This window comes from Bacillus sp. 17RED48 (genome assembly GCF_019837545.1).
Classification (GTDB): domain Bacteria; phylum Bacillota; class Bacilli; order Bacillales; family Bacillaceae_G; genus Bacillus_A; species Bacillus_A wiedmannii.
Window position 1 is genome coordinate 1 of the sequence record NZ_JADAXG010000003.1, and the last position, 18,735, is coordinate 18,735.

Annotated in this window: 22 protein-coding genes and 1 pseudogene; 14 read left to right on the forward strand and 9 right to left on the reverse strand. The window is 36.0% G+C overall.

Features of this window, described 5'->3' with window-relative positions; all coding sequences use genetic code 11:
• The coding region (locus ILT06_RS12905) for a collagen-like repeat preface domain-containing protein (protein WP_222655175.1) at positions 1-516 on the reverse strand (516 nt) is incomplete at its 3' end.
• A gap of 113 nt (positions 517-629) precedes the next feature.
• Positions 630-1,595 carry a tyrosine-type recombinase/integrase gene (locus ILT06_RS12910; RefSeq protein ID WP_064477044.1) on the reverse strand — a complete coding sequence of 322 codons (966 nt, stop codon included), beginning with the start codon at positions 1,593-1,595 and terminating at the stop codon, positions 630-632.
• Between the two features lie 113 nt (positions 1,596-1,708).
• Between ILT06_RS12910 and spoVK the strand changes: the two genes are divergently transcribed.
• Positions 1,709-2,665, forward strand: coding sequence for a stage V sporulation protein K (gene spoVK, locus ILT06_RS12915; protein ID WP_048562529.1), 957 nt, complete (start codon positions 1,709-1,711; stop codon positions 2,663-2,665).
• Between the two features lie 31 nt (positions 2,666-2,696).
• Here the strand turns inward: spoVK and ILT06_RS12920 are convergent, their stop codons facing one another.
• Both ILT06_RS12920 and ILT06_RS12925 read right to left on the reverse strand, forming a co-directional pair.
• Positions 2,697-2,834, reverse strand: a complete 138-nt coding sequence (locus tag ILT06_RS12920; RefSeq protein WP_064477043.1) for a hypothetical protein — start codon at positions 2,832-2,834, stop codon at positions 2,697-2,699.
• Between the two features lie 99 nt (positions 2,835-2,933).
• A complete protein-coding gene (locus ILT06_RS12925; RefSeq protein ID WP_064477042.1) occupies positions 2,934-3,557 on the reverse strand; it encodes a trimeric intracellular cation channel family protein in 624 nt (207 codons plus the stop codon).
• 92 nt (positions 3,558-3,649) lie between these two features.
• On the opposite strand from ILT06_RS12925, the gene hflX reads away from it, so the two are divergent.
• The 10 genes and pseudogenes from hflX to ILT06_RS12980 all read left to right on the forward strand — a co-directional run bounded on the left by hflX (position 3,650) and on the right by ILT06_RS12980 (position 13,098).
• A complete protein-coding gene (gene hflX / locus ILT06_RS12930) occupies positions 3,650-4,924 on the forward strand; it encodes a GTPase HflX (RefSeq protein WP_064477041.1) in 1,275 nt (424 codons plus the stop codon).
• On the forward strand, positions 4,917-6,188 hold the full coding sequence (locus ILT06_RS12935) for a methionine gamma-lyase family protein (RefSeq protein WP_222655176.1): 1,272 nt from the start codon (positions 4,917-4,919) through the stop codon (positions 6,186-6,188). Before hflX ends, ILT06_RS12935 begins: the two co-directional genes overlap by 8 nt.
• 174 nt (positions 6,189-6,362) lie before the next feature.
• Positions 6,363-6,752, forward strand: coding sequence for a transcriptional repressor GlnR (glnR, locus tag ILT06_RS12940; RefSeq protein WP_000656785.1), 390 nt, complete (start codon positions 6,363-6,365; stop codon positions 6,750-6,752).
• 48 nt (positions 6,753-6,800) lie between these two features.
• On the forward strand, positions 6,801-8,135 hold the full coding sequence (glnA, locus tag ILT06_RS12945) for a type I glutamate--ammonia ligase (protein ID WP_000135336.1): 1,335 nt from the start codon (positions 6,801-6,803) through the stop codon (positions 8,133-8,135).
• A gap of 151 nt (positions 8,136-8,286) precedes the next feature.
• Positions 8,287-10,720 (forward strand): annotated as a pseudogene (locus ILT06_RS32480) (phage tail spike protein); the annotation flags it as partial.
• Between the two features lie 17 nt (positions 10,721-10,737).
• A complete protein-coding gene (locus ILT06_RS12960) occupies positions 10,738-11,013 on the forward strand; it encodes an AbrB/MazE/SpoVT family DNA-binding domain-containing protein (protein ID WP_064477049.1) in 276 nt (91 codons plus the stop codon).
• A gap of 110 nt (positions 11,014-11,123) precedes the next feature.
• Positions 11,124-11,495 (forward strand): hypothetical protein, encoded by a 372-nt coding sequence (locus ILT06_RS12965; RefSeq protein WP_000184446.1) that lies wholly within the window; start codon positions 11,124-11,126, stop codon positions 11,493-11,495.
• 78 nt (positions 11,496-11,573) lie between these two features.
• The gene (locus tag ILT06_RS12970; RefSeq protein WP_000348876.1) at positions 11,574-11,810 is read left to right on the forward strand and encodes a hemolysin XhlA family protein; all 237 of its coding nucleotides are present in this window, start codon (positions 11,574-11,576) and stop codon (positions 11,808-11,810) included.
• On the forward strand, positions 11,810-12,049 hold the full coding sequence (locus ILT06_RS12975) for a hypothetical protein (protein WP_064477038.1): 240 nt from the start codon (positions 11,810-11,812) through the stop codon (positions 12,047-12,049). The genes ILT06_RS12970 and ILT06_RS12975 overlap by 1 nt, the downstream gene beginning before the upstream one ends.
• A complete protein-coding gene (locus ILT06_RS12980; RefSeq protein ID WP_222655177.1) occupies positions 12,046-13,098 on the forward strand; it encodes an N-acetylmuramoyl-L-alanine amidase in 1,053 nt (350 codons plus the stop codon). Before ILT06_RS12975 ends, ILT06_RS12980 begins: the two co-directional genes overlap by 4 nt.
• Positions 13,099-13,167: 69 nt before the next feature.
• Here ILT06_RS12980 and ILT06_RS12985 read toward each other — a convergent pair whose 3' ends face one another.
• The 4 genes from ILT06_RS12985 to ILT06_RS13000 all read right to left on the reverse strand — a co-directional run bounded on the left by ILT06_RS12985 (position 13,168) and on the right by ILT06_RS13000 (position 16,018).
• Positions 13,168-13,452: a hypothetical protein gene (locus tag ILT06_RS12985; RefSeq protein WP_064477036.1), complete on the reverse strand. Its 285-nt coding sequence runs from the start codon at positions 13,450-13,452 to the stop codon at positions 13,168-13,170.
• A 13-nt stretch (positions 13,453-13,465) separates the two neighbouring features.
• On the reverse strand, positions 13,466-14,443 hold the full coding sequence (locus ILT06_RS12990; protein ID WP_222655315.1) for a WXG100 family type VII secretion target: 978 nt from the start codon (positions 14,441-14,443) through the stop codon (positions 13,466-13,468).
• A 63-nt stretch (positions 14,444-14,506) separates the two neighbouring features.
• On the reverse strand, positions 14,507-14,806 hold the full coding sequence (locus ILT06_RS12995) for a contact-dependent growth inhibition system immunity protein (protein WP_064477035.1): 300 nt from the start codon (positions 14,804-14,806) through the stop codon (positions 14,507-14,509).
• A 12-nt stretch (positions 14,807-14,818) separates the two neighbouring features.
• The gene (locus ILT06_RS13000) at positions 14,819-16,018 is read right to left on the reverse strand and encodes a WXG100 family type VII secretion target (protein ID WP_064477034.1); all 1,200 of its coding nucleotides are present in this window, start codon (positions 16,016-16,018) and stop codon (positions 14,819-14,821) included.
• Positions 16,019-16,228: 210 nt separating this feature from the next.
• Between ILT06_RS13000 and ILT06_RS13005 the strand changes: the two genes are divergently transcribed.
• Genes ILT06_RS13005 through ILT06_RS13015 form a run of 3 tightly spaced genes read left to right on the forward strand, consistent with a single transcriptional unit; the run spans position 16,229 to position 17,894 of the window.
• Positions 16,229-16,552, forward strand: a complete 324-nt coding sequence (locus ILT06_RS13005; protein ID WP_064477033.1) for a PadR family transcriptional regulator — start codon at positions 16,229-16,231, stop codon at positions 16,550-16,552.
• Positions 16,545-17,087 carry a DUF1700 domain-containing protein gene (locus tag ILT06_RS13010; protein WP_064477032.1) on the forward strand — a complete coding sequence of 181 codons (543 nt, stop codon included), beginning with the start codon at positions 16,545-16,547 and terminating at the stop codon, positions 17,085-17,087. The genes ILT06_RS13005 and ILT06_RS13010 overlap by 8 nt, the downstream gene beginning before the upstream one ends.
• On the forward strand, positions 17,088-17,894 hold the full coding sequence (locus tag ILT06_RS13015; protein WP_064477031.1) for a DUF4097 family beta strand repeat-containing protein: 807 nt from the start codon (positions 17,088-17,090) through the stop codon (positions 17,892-17,894). It abuts the gene before it with no gap.
• 87 nt (positions 17,895-17,981) lie between these two features.
• Here ILT06_RS13015 and lexA read toward each other — a convergent pair whose 3' ends face one another.
• The gene (gene lexA / locus ILT06_RS13020; RefSeq protein WP_000413737.1) at positions 17,982-18,602 is read right to left on the reverse strand and encodes a transcriptional repressor LexA; all 621 of its coding nucleotides are present in this window, start codon (positions 18,600-18,602) and stop codon (positions 17,982-17,984) included.
• Positions 18,603-18,735 lie beyond the last annotated feature (133 nt).

Genomic DNA, 18,735 nt, shown 5'->3' on the forward strand with positions numbered 1-18,735 from the left:
AGTAGCGCCTGTGTTACCTCGAGGCCCAGTAGGCCCGGTAGGACCTCTGCCGAACGAAGCTGAATTAACTAGAGTAGTTTGTAACTCTGCAATTAATTTAAGGAGTTCTTGGAGTGTACAATGATCGATTCGGAATAACTTTGTGATGTAAAGTAAATAATTAATTAAAATTTGGAGTTCAACAAATACAGCACTTGCTACGAAAGTTGGATTTTTTAATATAGTTATTAAGTTTTTAATAATTGCTAATCCTTGCGCTTTCAGGGAGGAAGTAGCTTCTAGTGAACAAATAAATTTACTTAGTAGGTCCAATGTATCAATTAGATCTTCAATATTTTGGGGAGATGGATTTGCAAAAAGTTTTGGGATTATTTTTGTTAAATCGATAATGATTGCGCGAAATGTTCTAAGTTGTGCTTTAGTAATTGGGATGGATGGGGTATTTGGGATTCGTCCAGCGCTACTTGGAAAGCATGGTTTGGAGAATTTGTTTTGACTGTCGTCATAACGAGACATTAAATCTCTCCTTTCTAATGAGAATGTGAATGAAACTCATCATAGTAGATGCAAAAATTAGTTAAATGGTCATAGTAAAATCGTTTGTTTAAAGAAAAAATAGAAAAAACGCCTCATGATAAGGCGTTTTTTCTATTTTCTGCGTATTGATAATATCGTTTTAGTGAAACTTTTGATTTGAATCCAGCTAGTTTTATAATTTCTGACTCCGGAGTTTCTTTTTTTATTAAGTTTAAAATATAGGTGTTACGAAAGTGTTGTCCTGAGATTCCTTTGCGTAAATTAGCTCTAGATACTTCAAGGCGAATCATTTTTTGGATAGCGATTTCTGTTAATCCCTTCGGTGCATCATTTTCGTATACCCATCTGTATGTTCCGCGATTAAAATCAAATGCGATAAATAATGGGTCATGACTATGGTATTTTGGACGAACGGGTTCAGGGATGCTTTTGTAATAAGTATATAGTTGTTTTTTGTCTTCGTTAGTTAATGTAATTGTTCTTTCTACCCCTGCGGTTGCTGGGATAGAGAATGTGTTAGTTTCAAAGTGAACGTGATGCATAGTTAACGCTGTAAGTTCCTGTAAGGATAATCCATAGTCGATTAATAAGTTTAAAATAGCAACATTACGATCCATTAATAAAGGGCGCACAGGACGTTGTTTTTCTGAAAGTCCTTCTAATGAAGTGATTATATGTTTTAATCTTTTTTCTTCATCAGATGAAATGAAATCTTCGTTACGAAGTGTGCGGTCTGGTTGAATAGAAATTTCCATGTTCTTTAATGGGTTAGGGATGTTTAGAAAATGATGCATTCTATTTAATACAATAAATACACGGTGCATCGTTTTCTCTGAGTAATGTCGATTCTTTTTTAGGTCGGAAAAGTAATCTTCGTAGTCTTTTGTACAAAGTGTAGCCCATATATTACTGGAAGGGAGCTTATTGTTTTTTTCTAACCAATGTCCGAAATCTTCAATGTCATAAACATAACGTTTAATGGTTGAAGCTTTTCGGCCTTTATTCAATAAAAAAATAGAAAAGGCTTGTATTGTATCATGGAATTCCGATGTTTCCATAGTCCCACCACCTTCATTATTTCTTATATTATAGCAAACTTTTCTGAAAATAGTCATTTGCAAGGGAGACAGGAATAATAATATTTGGTGAGTGGATAAAATGAGGTGATTGTATGGAACAATCGATGCGAAAGAAAAATAATAATCAAATTAACATTGTTTTAAATCATCGAAAGAAAATTTCTTTACCAGCCGCAGAAAATAAAACAGTGATTTCAAGTGAAACTACTACGAAACATGAGATGTTGCAAAGAATTGAAGAAGAAATGGGAAAGCTTATTGGGATGGATGATATAAAAAAGATAATAAAAGAAATATATGCTTGGATTTATGTAAATAAAAAAAGACAAGAAATAGGGTTGAAGTCTGAGAAGCAAGTACTTCATATGTTGTTTAAAGGGAATCCAGGTACAGGGAAGACAACTGTTGCTAGAATGATAGGGAAATTGTTGTTTGAGATGAATATTCTGTCAAAAGGGCACTTAGTTGAAGCTGAACGTGCGGATCTTGTAGGAGAGTACATCGGTCATACAGCTCAAAAAACAAGAGATTTAATAAAAAAAGCAATGGGAGGTATTTTGTTTATTGATGAGGCGTATTCATTAGCCCGAGGGGGAGAAAAAGATTTTGGGAAAGAAGCAATTGATACGCTCGTAAAGCATATGGAAGATAAACAACACGGTTTTGTATTGATTTTAGCCGGATATTCAAGAGAAATGAATCACTTTCTTTCATTAAATCCAGGTCTGCAATCACGTTTTCCGTTTATAATTGAATTTGCGGATTACTCAGTAAATCAGCTGTTAGAAATAGGGAAGAGGATGTATGAAGAACGTGAATACCAGTTATCGAAAGAGGCTGAATGGAAATTTAGAGATCATTTACATGCTGTAAAGTACTCGTCGCAAATTACATCATTTAGTAATGGACGATATGTACGTAATATTGTTGAAAAATCGATTCGTACACAGGCTATGCGGTTGTTGCAAGAGGATACGTATGATAAATATGATTTAATTGGGATATCAAGTTGTGATTTGATGCTTGAAGAGGAGACGCACAGTACGTAAACTGTGCGTCTGTTTTTTTGTATAAGTGCTTTTACTCTTTTTTTGCTTTTTCTTGATAAGGTTTATGGAAGTGTTCCATTTTAGCGCTTTTTTCGTGTGCAGAATTAGGATCGTGTCCAATTTGACCTACTGAGCTTTTTTGAGCACTTTTATTAACATGGTTTGTCATTTGTATTCACCTCGCTTTGAGGATTAGTATAAACATTTTGTAAAGAAAAACTCATTAGAAAAGAAAAACCTCTTTACGATATGTAAAGAGGTTAGATTACTATTTATGCATTGAACGTTCCTTTGTATCGATGCGTCTATGCGGTAAATGCCATTTGTAATGAATAGAAACCATGCGGAAGCAAACAATTAAAATGAATAAGGTATATAGAGCCCAATCGCTAACAATAATTTGAGCACCGATTAAGAAACCTGCTAGAATCGTCCAAAAGGCATATACTTCAGCTCGAAGGACGAGAGGTTTTCTGCGGGCTAAAAGATCGCGGATGATACCACCGCCAATACCAGTTAAAACAGCTGCTACGATTGTAGCGCTAATTGGTAAATTTAATTTTTGAGCATATAATGCTCCTTGTACGGCGAATGCTGATAAGCCGATAGCATCAGTGATATTTTCCCACTTTTTCCAGTGTCTAATTAATTTATTAGGAAAAAGAAAAATAATCGTCATTGATAGTAGTGCGATTTGGAATAACATGTCTTGTTGCCAAAGCGCGACAATCGGATAACCGATTAATAAATTACGAAGGGCACCTCCCCCAAATGCGGTTGCCATTCCTAAAATATAAACTCCGAAAATATCATAATCTTCTTCCATTGCAACAATGGCTCCGCTTAGTGCGAAAGCGATTGTGCCTATGATGCTAAAAATCTCCCATGCCATGAATTTTCTCCCCCGCTAACTAGATGAAATGTGCTTCCTCTGCTATTATATTAGAAGGTTTAAATTTCGAAAAGGATGAGTGAACATATTTGATGGAAGAAAAAGAAAAAGTCATATTAGTAGGCTGTCAATTGCCACAAGATGATGATGAAAAGTTTATGCATTCCATGAAAGAGCTTGCATCGCTAGCGAAGACTGCACGAGCAGAATTATTAGTGTCTACAACGCAAAAACGACCGAAGTTTCATCCGGCGACTTATATAGGTAAAGGTAAATTAGAAGAGCTTACAATGTTAACGGAAGAATTAGAACCGGATGTTATCGTATTTAATAACGAATTAACGCCGAGTCAAATTCGGAATTTATCCTCAGTATTAGATGCGAGGGTAATTGATCGAACGCAACTAATATTAGATATTTTTGCGCAACGTGCGAAGTCGAGGGAAGGTAAGCTTCAAGTAGAATTAGCTCAGTTGCAATATACAATGCCGCGTCTTATGGGGCAAGGATTGTCGTTATCACGTCTTGGTGGTGGTATTGGAACGAGAGGGCCGGGTGAGACGAAACTTGAGACGGATCGTCGCCATATTCGATCACGCGTTGATGAAATAAAGAAACAACTTGCGGTTGTTGTGGAGCATCGAAAAAGATATCGTGAGAGAAGAAAAAATAATAAAGTATTTCAAGTTTCATTAATAGGGTATACGAATGCGGGAAAATCTACACTGTTTAATAGATTGACGGAAGCAGATACGTTTGAAGAAAACTTGTTGTTTGCAACGCTAGACCCGACGACAAGGAAGATGCCGTTACCTTCAGGTTATACAGTATTACTAACTGATACGGTGGGTTTTATACAAGATTTACCTACGTCATTAATTGCTGCTTTTCGTTCGACATTAGAAGAAGCTGGTGAAGCGGATGTTATTTTACATGTAGTTGATTCAGCAGATCCTAATTATGTAGGGCATGAGAAAACAGTAAAACGATTATTGTCAGAACTTGAAATTAATCATATTCCTATTATTACGTTATATAATAAAAAAGATGAATTACATCAAAACTTTATTCCGTTTCCGAAAAGTGACTTCTTAATGACTAGTGCCTTTGAACAAAGTGATTTATTGCATATAAAAGAAGCGATAGAAACGAAAATGAAGGAAGAAATGAATCGTTATCAAGTGGAAATTCCACCGAGTGAAGGTAAGTTGTTAACGCTATTAAAGACAGAAACGCTATTAACAAAGATGGAGTTTCTGGAAGATAAATTTGTATATGATTGCGTAGGGTATATTTTTGCTCATTCATCGCTTAATGTGCAATTAAAGAGATTTTTAGTGGAAGAAGGAGAAAATAAAAATGTTTGATCGTTTGAAAAATGGAGAAAAAATTGCTCCAATCGTAAAAGAAGTAGAGATCCAGGTTACAGAAGTACATAAACGCGCGGATGAAGTAATTGAAAGTAATCAGTTTCGTGTATTAGAAAGTTTTCGTAAACATAAAATTAGTGATTCGCATTTTATTCCGACGACAGGTTACGGTTATGATGATATTGGCCGTGATACGTTAGAAAAAGTGTATGCGGATGTATTTGGAGCGGAAGCTGGTCTTGTTCGTCCGCAAATTATTTCAGGTACTCATGCTATTTCTACAGCGTTATTCGGTATTTTACGTCCGGGAGATGAGCTATTGTACATCACTGGCAAACCGTACGATACGTTAGAAGAAATCGTTGGTGTACGCGGAAAAGGTGTAGGTTCATTTAAAGAATATAATATTGGTTATAATGCAGTTCCGCTTACTGAAGAGGGGCTTGTTGATTTTGGAGCTGTTGCGACTGCAATTCATAGTAATACGAAGATGATTGGGATTCAGCGCTCAAAAGGTTATGCTACTCGTCCATCATTTACTATTTCTCAAATTAAAGAGATGATAGCATTCGTTAAAGAAATTAAACCTGATGTTGTTGTGTTTGTAGATAACTGTTATGGTGAGTTTATTGAAGAGCAAGAGCCATGTCATGTTGGTGCAGATTTAATGGCAGGTTCGCTTATTAAAAACCCTGGTGGTGGAATTGTTAAAACTGGTGGTTACATTGTTGGTAAAGAACAGTATGTTGAAGCATGTGCATATCGTTTAACATCTCCAGGAATCGGTGCGGAAGCAGGGGCATCTTTATACAGTCTACAAGAAATGTATCAAGGTTTCTTCTTAGCGCCGCATGTAGCGGGACAAGCGCTAAAAGGTGCGATTTTTACAGCTGCATTTTTAGAGAAGTTAGGAATGAATACATCACCAGCATGGAATGCACCAAGAACAGATTTAATTCAGTCTGTTCAATTTGATGATAAAGATCGTATGATTGCATTCTGCCAAGCAATTCAATATGCATCTCCGATTAATTCTCACTTCACTCCATATGCCAACTATATGCCCGGTTATGAAGATGATGTAATTATGGCTGCGGGAACGTTTATTCAAGGTGCAAGTATTGAATTGTCAGCTGATGGTCCAATTCGTCCGCCTTATGTTGCTTACGTGCAAGGTGGGTTAACTTATTCACATGTAAAGATTGCGATTTGTTCTGCAATTGATGCGTTAATTGAAAAAGAATTATTAACAATTTCTTAAGGAGAAGCTGTCGATTTCGACAGCTTTTTTCGTGTGAAAGTAATAATTTATTTCATTAGAAAAAAGAATGAAAAAATTTATAAAAAATCATGTAAGAAAAGCTAACATCTATTGACACTAAACATAACATGGTGTAAAATGAGAAGCAGTTAAGGCGAAGGAGGAACTGAAACAATGAAAGAAGATAGACGTTCTGCCCCGCTGTTTCCTATTGGTATTGTTATGGATTTAACACAATTATCTGCACGTCAAATTCGCTACTATGAAGAGCATAATCTTGTTTCTCCAACCCGTACAAAGGGGAATCGTAGATTATTTTCATTTAACGATGTAGATAAGTTGTTAGAGATTAAAGATTTATTAGATCAAGGCTTGAATATGGCTGGTATTAAACAAGTGTTACTAATGAAAGTAAATCAAACAGAAACAGTGAAAGTAAAAGAAGAAACGAAAGAAATTTCAAAAACTGAGCTTCGCAAAATACTTCGAGATGAACTACAACATACAGGTAGGTTTAATCGGACTTCATTGCGACAAGGTGACATTTCAAGGTTTTTTCACTAAAGATAACTGATTCTGAAGGTGTTTAGAGGGACTAAGGAGGAATTTATAATGGCTAGGTACACAAGAGAAGATATTTTCCGTTTGGCGAAAGAAGAGAATGTAAAGTATATCCGCTTACAATTTACGGACCTTTTAGGAGTAATTAAAAACGTAGAAATTCCAGTGAGCCAATTAACAAAAGCTCTTGATAACAAAATGATGTTTGATGGATCTTCTATTGAAGGTTTCGTACGTATTGAAGAATCTGATATGTACTTATTCCCGGATTTAGATACTTGGGTAATTTTCCCTTGGACAGCTGAAAAAGGCAAAGTAGCTCGATTAATCTGTGATATTTACAATGCAGATGGCACTCCATTTGATGGCGATCCACGTAACAACTTAAAGCGTGTATTAAAAGAAATGGAAGCATTAGGATTCTCAGATTTCAATCTTGGACCAGAGCCAGAATTCTTCCTATTTAAAGTAGATGAAAAAGGAAATCCAACATTAGAATTAAACGATAACGGTGGATACTTCGACCTTGCGCCGATGGATCTAGGGGAAAACTGTCGTCGTGATATCGTTCTTGAACTTGAAGAAATGGGCTTTGAAATTGAAGCGTCTCACCATGAGGTTGCTCCAGGACAACACGAAATTGACTTTAAATATGCAAATGCAATTCGTTCATGTGATGACATTCAAACATTCAAACTTGTTGTAAAAACAATTGCTCGTAAACACGGTTTACACGCAACATTTATGCCAAAACCATTATATGGTGTGAACGGTTCAGGTATGCACTGTAACTTATCACTATTCAAAAATGGTGAGAACGTATTCTTCGATCAAAACGGTGACTTACAATTAAGTGATGATGCTCGTCACTTCATCGCAGGTATTTTAAAACACGCACCAGCATTTACAGCGGTAGCAAACCCAACTGTAAACTCTTACAAGCGTTTAGTACCTGGATACGAAGCTCCTTGTTACGTAGCATGGTCTGCACAAAATCGTAGCCCGTTAGTACGTATCCCTGCATCTCGTGGAATTAGCACACGCGTAGAAGTACGTAGTGTTGACCCAGCTGCAAACCCATATTTAGTAATGGCTACATTATTAGCAGCAGGTCTTGATGGAATTAAAAACAAATTAACTCCACCAGCTGCAGTAGACCGTAACATCTATGTAATGACAAAAGAAGAGCGCGAAGAAGCAGGCATCGTTGACTTACCAGCAACATTAGCGCAAGCATTAATTACATTGCAATCGAATGAAGTAGTATGTGGTGCACTAGGTGACCATTTACTTGAGCACTTCATCGAAGCGAAAGAGATTGAGTGGGACATCTTCCGCACACAAGTTCACCAATGGGAACGCGATCAATATATGTCTCTATACTAAGAGGCTCAAACCCTTGACACATAACGTGTTGAGGGTTTTTTTATTTTGTGGGTAAAACACTTTTATTTGAAAGAAGAGTAATTCACCCACAAAACACCCACAAAAAAATCAAAGTTACCCCAATACATTATTCATATAAGCTTCAAACCCCGAAATAGAATCCTTAATGCAGGGTAAGAATCTTGCTATGAGTTTCCTATTTACAGGTAGAGTTACTGCATGGGGTACAACGAATAAATGGGCTGGTTTCGAAGTGAAGATTACTTTTACAGACAATACATTTCATTATCCAAGTTGCCGCGTAGAAAACCATTTAACCCTAGGTAAACAATATAACCAGGAAAGGTTCACAGCAAGTGCAGTAGCCTATTAAGGAGATTTCAGTTTACGCTTTAGCACGTGATTTTACGGGGGAAGTGTTAATTGAAAAGCTTAAATTAGAAATTGGCACAATATCAACTGCATGGACACCAGCACCAGAAGACCAAGTATCCACAACTGATTTCACTAAAACAACAGTAGAAATCGAGACTACTATTAAAGGAATAAATACTTCTGTATCAAATGTACAAAACGAACAGGGAAAGCTTACAGAACGTGTAACGAAATCTGAGCAAATGGCTAACAGTTTTAAACAATCCATAGAATCGTTAACTAAAAAAGATACTGATATTAGTAATAAATTAAATACGGTTGAATCAAATGTAGAAGGTACAAAAAAGACAATTTCCGATGTGCAGCAAACGACGAATGATTTAAGGAAAACAACAACTGAAATTAAAGAGCAAGCGGGTAAAATCAGTGAAAAGTTAACAAGTGTTGAGTAGAAGTATGACGGCATGAAAATTGGTGGTCAAAACTTTTATAAACAAAAATCCTTTGGTGCAACTGGTGGAGCAACCATAAAGCATGGTGATGGTAATAAATGGTAGTAAATAACGATCCCTGCTGGGGCAAGTGGTAGTTGGAAAGGCATTCTATATACTAATAAAAATGTCATGTTACTTGTGGGCAGAACATAAACAATCAGCTATGAAATTTACACTAACGAAGTTATTCCGACGGCAATTGATATTAACAACTTTGGTGTTACTACTGCTACAGGAACAAATGACAATGATGTTGTAGCAAAACGAATTATGCGTACTCCTAAAACAATAACAGGTCAGTGGGTTAAGGTGTCCGCTACATTTACAATGCCCGACAATATCATACAAGATTTCTATGATAATTCAGTGCTTGGTGTTGGTCTTGGAGCCATCAATGAGATTCGCGATGCAGGTTTTACTCAAGGGAACAAGTACTGGGGGTGGTCGAATGGGCACGCTATAGACCCAAACCTAAAGTATAAAGGATACAACTCGTTTTCTATGCACACTACGGGACAAGATCAGGATAGATGGTGGGGTGCTTTTGGACAGTTTATAGATTGTTCTCCTTCAGAAGACATTGTTATTTCGGCTTACTTTAACACTGATGGGAAAGTGCCTATTGATAATGGTGTGTATATCGAGATGGAGTTTTGGTAATCAAATAAAGCAACCAGAATTTCAACTGCTAGAGAAAGGGTTCAAATCATTAACAATACTTGGATTAGATCTACTTGTACAGCTAAAGCTCCAGCAGGAACTGGGTTTGTAAGATTTCGACCATACATAAAAAGAAATGGTAGAGCTTGGTTTTGCATGCCTATGTTACAGCGTGGGAAAGTAGCTACAGAATTTTGGTTACATCCGAAAGACCAAACTGATGCTGACAAAATGCTAGAAGATATAGCTAATAGAGTAGCAACTGAGCAATACAATCACAAGATGACTCAAATCGATAACCGTTTTAGTGTTAATGAGAAAGGTATTGATTTAGCAGCAAAAAAGACAGAGGTTTATACACAAACTTAATCTAATGATAAATTTGCTACGAATGCTTTTGTAAGGAATATGGAAGGACGTATTCAAGTTACTGAGAAAAATATTCTAAGTACAGTAAAAAAAGGTGAAATCATTTCATCTATCAATCAAACGGCAGAAAAGATTAATATTTCAGCTGATCTAATAGATTTGGTGGGTAGGGTGGAAGCATCTTGGTTAAAAGCTGGATTACTCCAAGGTATGACTATCAAAACAAGTGCTACAAAAGAATACCTCCATATGGAAAATCAGGTTCTTCGTTTTGTAAACCAAGGATCTGCCAAAGTTGTGATGGGATTTGAAGATGAGAGAAAAAGTACAACACGTAACCCATATATAATTCTTGGTGAAGGTGATGGGACTGGTAGGAACCTTGGAAGTATCTACAAAGATGGAAATGGCGTTTACTATCGCTATGTAGATTACAATGGCGCTGAGAGTAATATTCGTCTAACGAATGCAGGTAATATCGGTATAACAGCTCAAGAGGGAATTTGGTTTACAGCCAAGAGAGTTAACTTCACGTCACCAATTTCAACATCGGGTATATTATTCAACTCATTTGGAAAGATTTCTTTGTCTCAACAAGGGGTTCTATGGATGAGGAATGGTTATAGAGGGTTTGGAGCTTACTACCACGATGGAAAAGCATGGAACTTTATAAGTAGCTCACAATGATGAAAGGAGAAAATGAAATGAGTCAATTTTTAGGTATTTTAGGAACAGTTGGTGAAGATGGGACAATCAAAATCCCATTGGATATGTTGCAAACAGCAGGTATTAAACCAAATACAAAAGTGGAATTATTCTCTGATACTTCTAATCTGTTCGTTAGAACTGAAGAAAGGTTTTGTGATATTTGTGGTGTGAATACAAATACAACAAGAATCGGTAATCAGGAAATTTGCAAAGATTGCTTAGACAGAATTACACAAGCTTCACAGGAAAAACAAAATGTACCTACTGAATAGAGAAGTAGCAAATCGCAACTGAAAGGAGTATGACTATAAAAATGAATAAATAGGAAACCAGAGCAGCCATAAGTTGGTCTTTTTTATTGTCTAAAAGGGGAGATAACAAAATGACGAATCAAATCCAAAGTACAAGTCCAGAGGAAAATCAATTACAAAGTCAAATTATCAATCAAATCATGCCAATACTAGAGAAATTAGTTATGCAATTAGTTCAAAACCCAGCTCCAAATGAAGATGTGATGCCAGGGAACGATAATAAATTTATGGAAATCGATGATGTTGTGGATAACTTAGTAAATGCCGGAATTATTACTGCGAGCAATTTTAACGTTAATGTTGAGTTATTCAGAGGTAGTCCGATTACAGTTTCTATTATAAAAGCGGGGGATCCGGCAGCAGAGATTTCTACAGAAGTAGGTAGTGGGGTTTCTATCAAGGAACATATAGAGGCATCAGATAAACACGGAGGAACTAAATAAATAGATTTAAAGTAAAGCGTACGAAAAGTAGGCTTTTTTATTTTAAATAATTTATGAGGTTGGAAAGAGGTGGACGGTATGGATGGTTTGCAAGAGGTGAGAAGTGATGTTCAAGAAATAAAGCAAGATATTAAGGACATTCGCTTAGAGATTAAAAGTTTAGAAATGCGGACAACAGGTAACGAGAAAGACATTATCAATATCAATAAACAATTAGATAAGATTAGTGCTAATACAACTTGGATTTTACGCCTTATTGTTGGGGGGCTTATTGGAGCGGCTCTTACCTTCTTCTTGAAAGGAGGTGGTATGTAATGATTGAAATTACGGTAATGATTGGTGTTGTCGTAGGACTATCACAAATTGCAAAAACAGTTGGGATGCAAACAAAATATGTTCCGTTACTAAATTTAACGCTTGGCATAACGCTAGGCGTTTTCTTTTTGTCTCAAGATATCAAAACAAATATATTTCAAGGAATCATTATTGGACTGTCAGCAAGTGGATTATTTGACCACACAAAAATTATAAAAAAGGATGCCGATGTAAAATGAAAAAGAAGTGGAAACATATTTCGTCTATAGTTGTTGCTATGATTTTAGTATTATCAATTGGAACAAACGTATTTGCTGATAGAGTTTTAATTATTCCTGATTTACGAAAACAACCATACCGTAACGGTGTTGGTGCTTATGAAGGTGTTGTAGCTCATTCTACAGCTACCCCAGAAGCTCCAGCTATTAATATTCAAAAATATGAGTCTCGTACATGGCGTTCGGCGTTTGTTCACTACGCAGTTGATTGGGATGAAAAGATTCAAATTGCATCTACTAAATATCGTGCATGGGGTGCAGGTCCGGCAGCTAATGCTAGATTTGTTCACGTTGAATTGTGTGAAACAAGTGATCCGATGAAATTCAAACGTTCTTACGAACGATATGTAGAGTTAATAGGAGAAATCTTACGTGAACGAAATATTCATCCTTCAAAAGGGTTGTGGACACATAAGGATATTACTTATAAATTAGGTGGTACAGACCATGAAGACCCACTTGATTATCTTCGTAGTCATGGTGTATCAGAGGCGAAATTCCGAGCAGACGTGTTAAAGGCTTATAACGGGAATTCTGTTACAGTGGATGCAAAACCACAGAAACCAAATGAAATAACTGGCACAGTAGAGGTGAATGGTGTTGCGTATATTGAGGGATACAATGTAAATCTTCGTTCTAGACCATCAACAGATAATAGTGTTATTCATAAACTACAAAAAGGACAGGCTTATAAAGTATGGGGCAAATTAGGAAACTTAAATCTTGGTGGTAACCAATGGATTTATTATGAATCCTCATACATCCGTTACAATGGGACGGATGCTTCTACTATAACTGGTAAGAGGGTTATTTCTAAAGTGAACAATTTACGTTTCTATGAATCCGCATCTTGGCAGGATAAAGATGTTGCTGGTACTGTGGATGTAGGGTTAGGATTCACTATTGATGTTAAAGTAAATGTAAATGGATCATCACTATATAAAGTACACAACTGCAAAGGGAAAATATATTATTTAACAGCAAATGAAGCCTATGTGTATGTGAAATAGAAAATAGACCACCTGTAATAGGTGGTCTATTGTTATTTATTTACAATTAATATAATTTGAAAGGAATTGTTAATTTTCATTTAGCATAGTCTCTAATTTATCTAATTCAATAAGTAGAGGGTCGTCAAAACTTTTTACGAGACCGGTATCAGTATAGGCTCTCACTGCGCCTTTAATTCGACGAGATTCTAATCCGTCATTAGTATAATCGTTACTTTGTAGATAATTAGCTAAACGATTTAATCGTTTTAGTAAATCTTCATAGAATGGATCTTCTTTTTCTTTTTGTTTATTTTTTGTAATTTCAATTACTATCTCGATTTGACATAATAGTACATTTGTATTTTTAAACATATATATTCTCCTCCTATTTACCTGGAATTTCTCTAACTTCTTTGATCCATTCTGATGGATATCCGAATGGTAATAATACTTGGTCTTCATCACCTTTAAATATTGTTCCAGACCTAGTTGTTTGTTTTTCAGCTCGTCCTATTTGTAATATTGTACCTTCTGGGGCTTGTATTACCGCTTCATATTGTCGAGTGTTTTTCCATTCAGGTAATAACGCTAAATCTCTTTTTGCTTGAATTTTGTTTGGCGCAGGAACTGTAGTAACAAATGTTCCGTTTGGTTTAGCTTGTCCACCATATGCTCGGTAAAAATTGATATCTTCTGTTGTTTTTACTGTTCTATAATTACCATCTTTAAATGTTGCACCAAGAGTTCCAGGTAGGTTTTGCTTTTCAACCGCTATTACTTTATCCTCAATAAGAGTGGAGTATTGTGTAGCATTTCTTAGCTTTTCAGCTTTTTTAGCAGTGTTAGCAGCTTCAACTGCATTTGCAGTCATTTTTACTCCTTTTCCAACTTTGGCAATTTTTCCAACTGGTGTAAGACCAGCTACAGCCATTCCTCCAGCGAAAATTCTTTCCCAAGTGGAAAGTTTTTCTTCAGTTGATGGATCAATACCGTTCCAAGCGCGCCGAATATCATATTCCCCACTTAGTTCACCAGCTATATCTCTGGCTAATTTTTTACCATCAAATCCTGTGTCCTCTGAAGAAGGTCTACCACACATTGCGCCTTCTTCCAATGTAACATCTTGATTATCTGCATTACGGAATTTTTCAGCAATTCGTTTCAAATCTTCTTCCACTTGTATAATTGAATTGATAGATGTAAAAGCTTTTGGTCTTGCATCATTGAACATTTGAACGAACTGTTGATTAGAGGCACCAATCCATTGAAAACACAAATGATCAATTTCATTACATAAATTATTATGTATAGATTCTAATGCGATCCTGGTATTACTTGCACGATTTGCAACATCTTCTAGCATTTCAGGTGTCACGTAGAAAAAAGTAAAAGACCACCTGTAAAGGGTGGTCGAAAACCGTTCTTACTATTTATTTTTTAATGCTCTTTTTAAGAGTTCGACTATTTGCTCTAGCCATTCTATAGGGGTAAGGTTTAAAGCAGGAAAATAAATTTCGGCATTATATTTAATGAATTCTTCTTTTTCATGAACAGTTAAACCACTTTGTAGGAATGATGTAATGTCTTCAATAGTATTCTCTAAACATATATTAGTAACTTCAGTGATAAATTCGTTTATGGCGAATTCGATTGATTCAATATCTTGATGGAAAGTTCCTGCTAAAAAATCACTTAATTCTTCATATTGTATGTATTTATCTTTCATATAAACTCTCCTCTATCTTTCTGGATATCCTGTAATAATAAAACTACCATCTCTTTCTTTTTTTAAAACAATTCTTGCATTTTTTACTTCTGAGATAATTTCTGATCCTCTAGGAACATGCCTACCAGTAATATCTGTACCTTGGTATCTTAAGGGTAAGGTTGGCTTGCTGTCAGGGTTATTTAACCATCTGTTTATTTTTTCCGTATTTTGCGGGTTGCTTAAAACTTCATTTGCTATTTTTTCAGCCGTAGCTCTATCGGCAAAGGTGGACGCACCTGTTATTGTAGAATTACTTTCTAATCTTTGCAATAGTTCTTCATCTGTTTTTCCTACATGTCTTTCTATTAAATGTCCACCTCTAGCCTCGTGTGCAGCTAGGCCCCCTCCAGGGGCAAGTGAACTACTATCACCAGGTTTCACAGTAGTAGTATTTTCACCTTGAGCAAACTGGTAGGTTGAAAGTTTTTCTTCGGCTTGTCTAAAAGTAGCACTATCAAATGCAGATGTAACACCATTACCGCCTGTGAAAGCCAAATTATCGCCTTTATTAAATAATTGTCCAGCTTTTGAGATGCCTTGAGAGAATTTAGCACCTTGTGCTAGATTTGCAGCCTTACTGACCCCTTTATCTCCAAGAAGACCTAATCCAATTTGTGTTAAAGCATACGATCCCCATCTTGCACGTGTTTCTGCATCCCCATTTATCACATCTTTATTATAAGAGTCGGATAACGCATCCCACATAGCAGGTAGAGCTTTATCTAAATGGGTGACAGTGTAGCCCATGCCTTTCCAAGTTTCCCAGTCACCTAATGCTTTTATACCGTCGATTGTATCTCCAACAGCAGCTCCTGTACCGTCTACTATACCATCCCAAACTTTTCCTAAGAAAGATTTTTCAGGTGATTTACTAGGTGTAGTTTCTTTTGGAGTCGTTACATCTTCGCTATCTGCAACGCGGAATTTTTCAGCAATTCTCTTTAATTCTTCTTCGACATGCACAAGTGCATTGATAGCTGTGAATACGGATGGTCTGGCATTGTTAAACATTTGAACGAAGTTTTGATTCGATGCACCTGTCCATTGAAAACACATGTAATCAATTTGATTGCATAAATTATTATGTATGGATTCTAATGCATGCTTAGTATCATTAGCCCGTTTTGCAACTTGTTCTAATTCTTCAGGTGTAATTTTTATTTGAACCATTTTCTTCCTCACGCTCCCGATTAAAATTATGAGGCAAGAAGAAAAAATGTAAATATAGAAAATTCGTATTACTGTATTAAGGGGTATTTAATTCGAAAATTAAGTATTGAAAAATATAGTACCTTGCAATGAATAATACTAAGTGGTATATTATGGGTATAACAGGTACCGTGTATTGAATAGTACTGAAATGAGAAAGGGGGATTGACCTTGAACGTTCAGTTTAAAAAAGGCGTATTAGAACTGTGTGTTTTAGTACTTGTGAAACGTAAAGATTGTTACGGCTATGAACTTGTTCAGCAAATCTCAAATAAATTTTTAATATCGGAAGGGTCAGTGTATCCTTTATTACGTCGTTTAACGAAAGAAGGATATTTTCAAACGTATTTAAAAGAATCTACGGAAGGACCGCCTCGTAAATATTATCAACTAACGGAGCAAGGGGAAACGCAACTGAATTTGTTAGTAACAGAGTGGCGTGATTTTGCAAAAGGCGTACAAGAAATTATTGAAGGGGTGGAATGGGATGAGTAAAGAGCAGTTTCTTAAAGAATTATCAAGTCATCTTAGAAAGTTACCGGAAGAAGAGAGGAAAGATATTTTATTTGATTATGAAGAGCATTTTCAGTTTGGGGTAGAAGAAGGAAAAACTGAATCGGAAATAATAAAGGGCCTTGGTTCTCCGAAAGTAATTGCGAAAGACTTACTGGCTTTGTATCGCTTTGACGAAATGAAAAAGGACCCATCAACTACCAATATAACAAGGGCTGTTATGGCAGTGATTGGACTTAGTTTGTTTAATTTTATTATTGTGTTAGGCCCGTTAGTTGCAATTATCGCTTTTATATTTTCTTTTTGGGTCGGTGGGATTGCGAGTGTAGTGACACCATTTTTCGTTATTGCAAAAGTATTTATGGGTACCTTTATATGGCTGGATGTATTCGTTAGTATAACGTTTGTTGGAGTAGGTTTGTTGTTATGTCTTATCGCTTATTATAGTACGAAGTGGTTTAAAAAGTTATGCGTACGTTATGTAATATGGAACTTCAAAATGATAAAAGGGGAGTAGATGATGAAGAAAATATTGTTAGTAGCTATCGCTTGTATCATTATTGGAGTAATAGGGATTTCACAAACATATGAAAAAGCAGTGCAAACTGCAGAAGAAGGAAATAAAGAAGACGTAATTAAAAACGAAACACTAATAAATATAGAAGTTAAGTTAGATGCTGGGGATATTGTTGTCCAAAAATCTCCCGACTCTTCTTTTTATGTAAAGCAATCAGGAGATGTACGTAAACAAGAGGTTCTTATTACCGAAGATGGTGACACATTAAAAATTATTGGGGAAAGAGAAAAAGGTGCTTCATTTGATTTTTCCTTTTACAATTTCAAAATTCAAACGTCTACATTGACTATACTTGTGCCTGAACGTCTTTACCAAGATATAAAAGTAAATTCATCTGCAGGACAAATCGAAATGAGTGATGTGAAAAGTGATCGTGTAAGTGCTGGGACGCTCGCTGGAGAGGTAGATTTGAAGCATATCACAGCTCGGAGTGTGGAGGGATCTACAAAAGCTGGAGAGGTGAATTTAAAAAAGGTAATAGGGAAAGTGACAGCGAAAACGGCTAGCGGGGATGTATATGTTGTGGATCATGATCCGAAGTATGATGTAGAGGCAAGTTCAACTGCTGGGGATGTAGATATTACTTTATTAGAAAAACCACAAGATGCAGTTATAACTGGGCAAAGCACTGCTGGCGAAGTGATGATTTTTAATGAAGAAAATAAAAATATAACAATTGGAAATGGTAGTAAAAAGATTAGCGGTAAAACAGCTGCTGGCGATGTGACGATTGAAACTCGTTCATAAGAAATAAAATGTATGAAAATCTATCAAAATATAAAAAAGAAGATAATTACCGTATATAAATAAGGTAATTATCTTCTTTTTTTATTCTTAATGTAGATCACGATATACGCCAATTACTTTTCCGATAACTGACACTTGTTTTAAAATGATAGGTTCTAATGAAGAGTTTTCTGGTTGTAGACGGAAATGGTCTTTTTCTTTATAGAAACGTTTAACAGTTGCTTCGTTATCTTCTGTTAAAGCGACTACAATTTCACCGTTGTATGCAGACTGTTGTTGGCGAACAACAACTAAATCCCCATCGAAAATACCAGCTTCAATCATACTATCTCCGGAAATGCGTAACATAAATACTTGGTCTGCTCCAGCAACAATGCTAGCTGGAAGTGGGAAGTGATCTTCTACACTTTCAACTGCTGTAATCGGTAATCCAGCAGTAACTTTTCCGACAATTGGAACTTGAATAACAGATTGTGTTTCTGTATCCATTCGGTTGTCACCTAAAATTTCAATTGCTCGTGGTTTTGTTGGATCACGTCGAATATATCCTTTTTCTTCTAGTCGTGATAAATGTCCGTGCACTGTAGAACTAGAAGCGAGGCCGACTGCTTGACCGATTTCACGTACGGAAGGTGGATATCCTTTTTCTTGTACTTTTAGCTTAATAAAGTCGAGAATGTCTTGCTGGCGTTTCGTTAACTTTTCCATGTTTTCTAACACCTCGTTTTCTTTCATTTTTCTTATTAATAAGTATAACATGCGAAAAAACATTCTACAAACATAAGTTCGAACGAAAGACGAATTTATGATACACTATAAGGAAAATATAGTGAGAAAGAAG

What these genes read in the sequence shown, in the direction of transcription:
- lexA (WP_000413737.1), bottom strand. Translation starts at nt 18,602, where the DNA reads ATGGAAAAGTTAACGAAACGCCAGCAAGACATTCTCGACTTTATTAAG.
- ILT06_RS12990 (WP_222655315.1), bottom strand. Translation starts at nt 14,443, where the DNA reads ATGCTAGAAGATGTTGCAAATCGTGCAAGTAATACCAGGATCGCATTA.
- hflX (WP_064477041.1), top strand. Translation starts at nt 3,650, where the DNA reads ATGGAAGAAAAAGAAAAAGTCATATTAGTAGGCTGTCAATTGCCACAA.
- ILT06_RS12935 (WP_222655176.1), top strand. Translation starts at nt 4,917, where the DNA reads ATGTTTGATCGTTTGAAAAATGGAGAAAAAATTGCTCCAATCGTAAAA.
- ILT06_RS13010 (WP_064477032.1), top strand. Translation starts at nt 16,545, where the DNA reads ATGAGTAAAGAGCAGTTTCTTAAAGAATTATCAAGTCATCTTAGAAAG.
- ILT06_RS12980 (WP_222655177.1), top strand. Translation starts at nt 12,046, where the DNA reads ATGAAAAAGAAGTGGAAACATATTTCGTCTATAGTTGTTGCTATGATT.
- glnA (WP_000135336.1), top strand. Translation starts at nt 6,801, where the DNA reads ATGGCTAGGTACACAAGAGAAGATATTTTCCGTTTGGCGAAAGAAGAG.
- ILT06_RS13015 (WP_064477031.1), top strand. Translation starts at nt 17,088, where the DNA reads ATGATGAAGAAAATATTGTTAGTAGCTATCGCTTGTATCATTATTGGA.
- ILT06_RS12960 (WP_064477049.1), top strand. Translation starts at nt 10,738, where the DNA reads ATGAGTCAATTTTTAGGTATTTTAGGAACAGTTGGTGAAGATGGGACA.
- spoVK (WP_048562529.1), top strand. Translation starts at nt 1,709, where the DNA reads ATGGAACAATCGATGCGAAAGAAAAATAATAATCAAATTAACATTGTT.
- ILT06_RS12975 (WP_064477038.1), top strand. Translation starts at nt 11,810, where the DNA reads ATGATTGAAATTACGGTAATGATTGGTGTTGTCGTAGGACTATCACAA.
- ILT06_RS12985 (WP_064477036.1), bottom strand. Translation starts at nt 13,452, where the DNA reads ATGTTTAAAAATACAAATGTACTATTATGTCAAATCGAGATAGTAATT.
- glnR (WP_000656785.1), top strand. Translation starts at nt 6,363, where the DNA reads ATGAAAGAAGATAGACGTTCTGCCCCGCTGTTTCCTATTGGTATTGTT.
- ILT06_RS12995 (WP_064477035.1), bottom strand. Translation starts at nt 14,806, where the DNA reads ATGAAAGATAAATACATACAATATGAAGAATTAAGTGATTTTTTAGCA.
- ILT06_RS12925 (WP_064477042.1), bottom strand. Translation starts at nt 3,557, where the DNA reads ATGGCATGGGAGATTTTTAGCATCATAGGCACAATCGCTTTCGCACTA.
- ILT06_RS12970 (WP_000348876.1), top strand. Translation starts at nt 11,574, where the DNA reads ATGGATGGTTTGCAAGAGGTGAGAAGTGATGTTCAAGAAATAAAGCAA.
- ILT06_RS12910 (WP_064477044.1), bottom strand. Translation starts at nt 1,595, where the DNA reads ATGGAAACATCGGAATTCCATGATACAATACAAGCCTTTTCTATTTTT.
- ILT06_RS13000 (WP_064477034.1), bottom strand. Translation starts at nt 16,018, where the DNA reads ATGGTTCAAATAAAAATTACACCTGAAGAATTAGAACAAGTTGCAAAA.
- ILT06_RS12965 (WP_000184446.1), top strand. Translation starts at nt 11,124, where the DNA reads ATGACGAATCAAATCCAAAGTACAAGTCCAGAGGAAAATCAATTACAA.
- ILT06_RS12920 (WP_064477043.1), bottom strand. Translation starts at nt 2,834, where the DNA reads ATGACAAACCATGTTAATAAAAGTGCTCAAAAAAGCTCAGTAGGTCAA.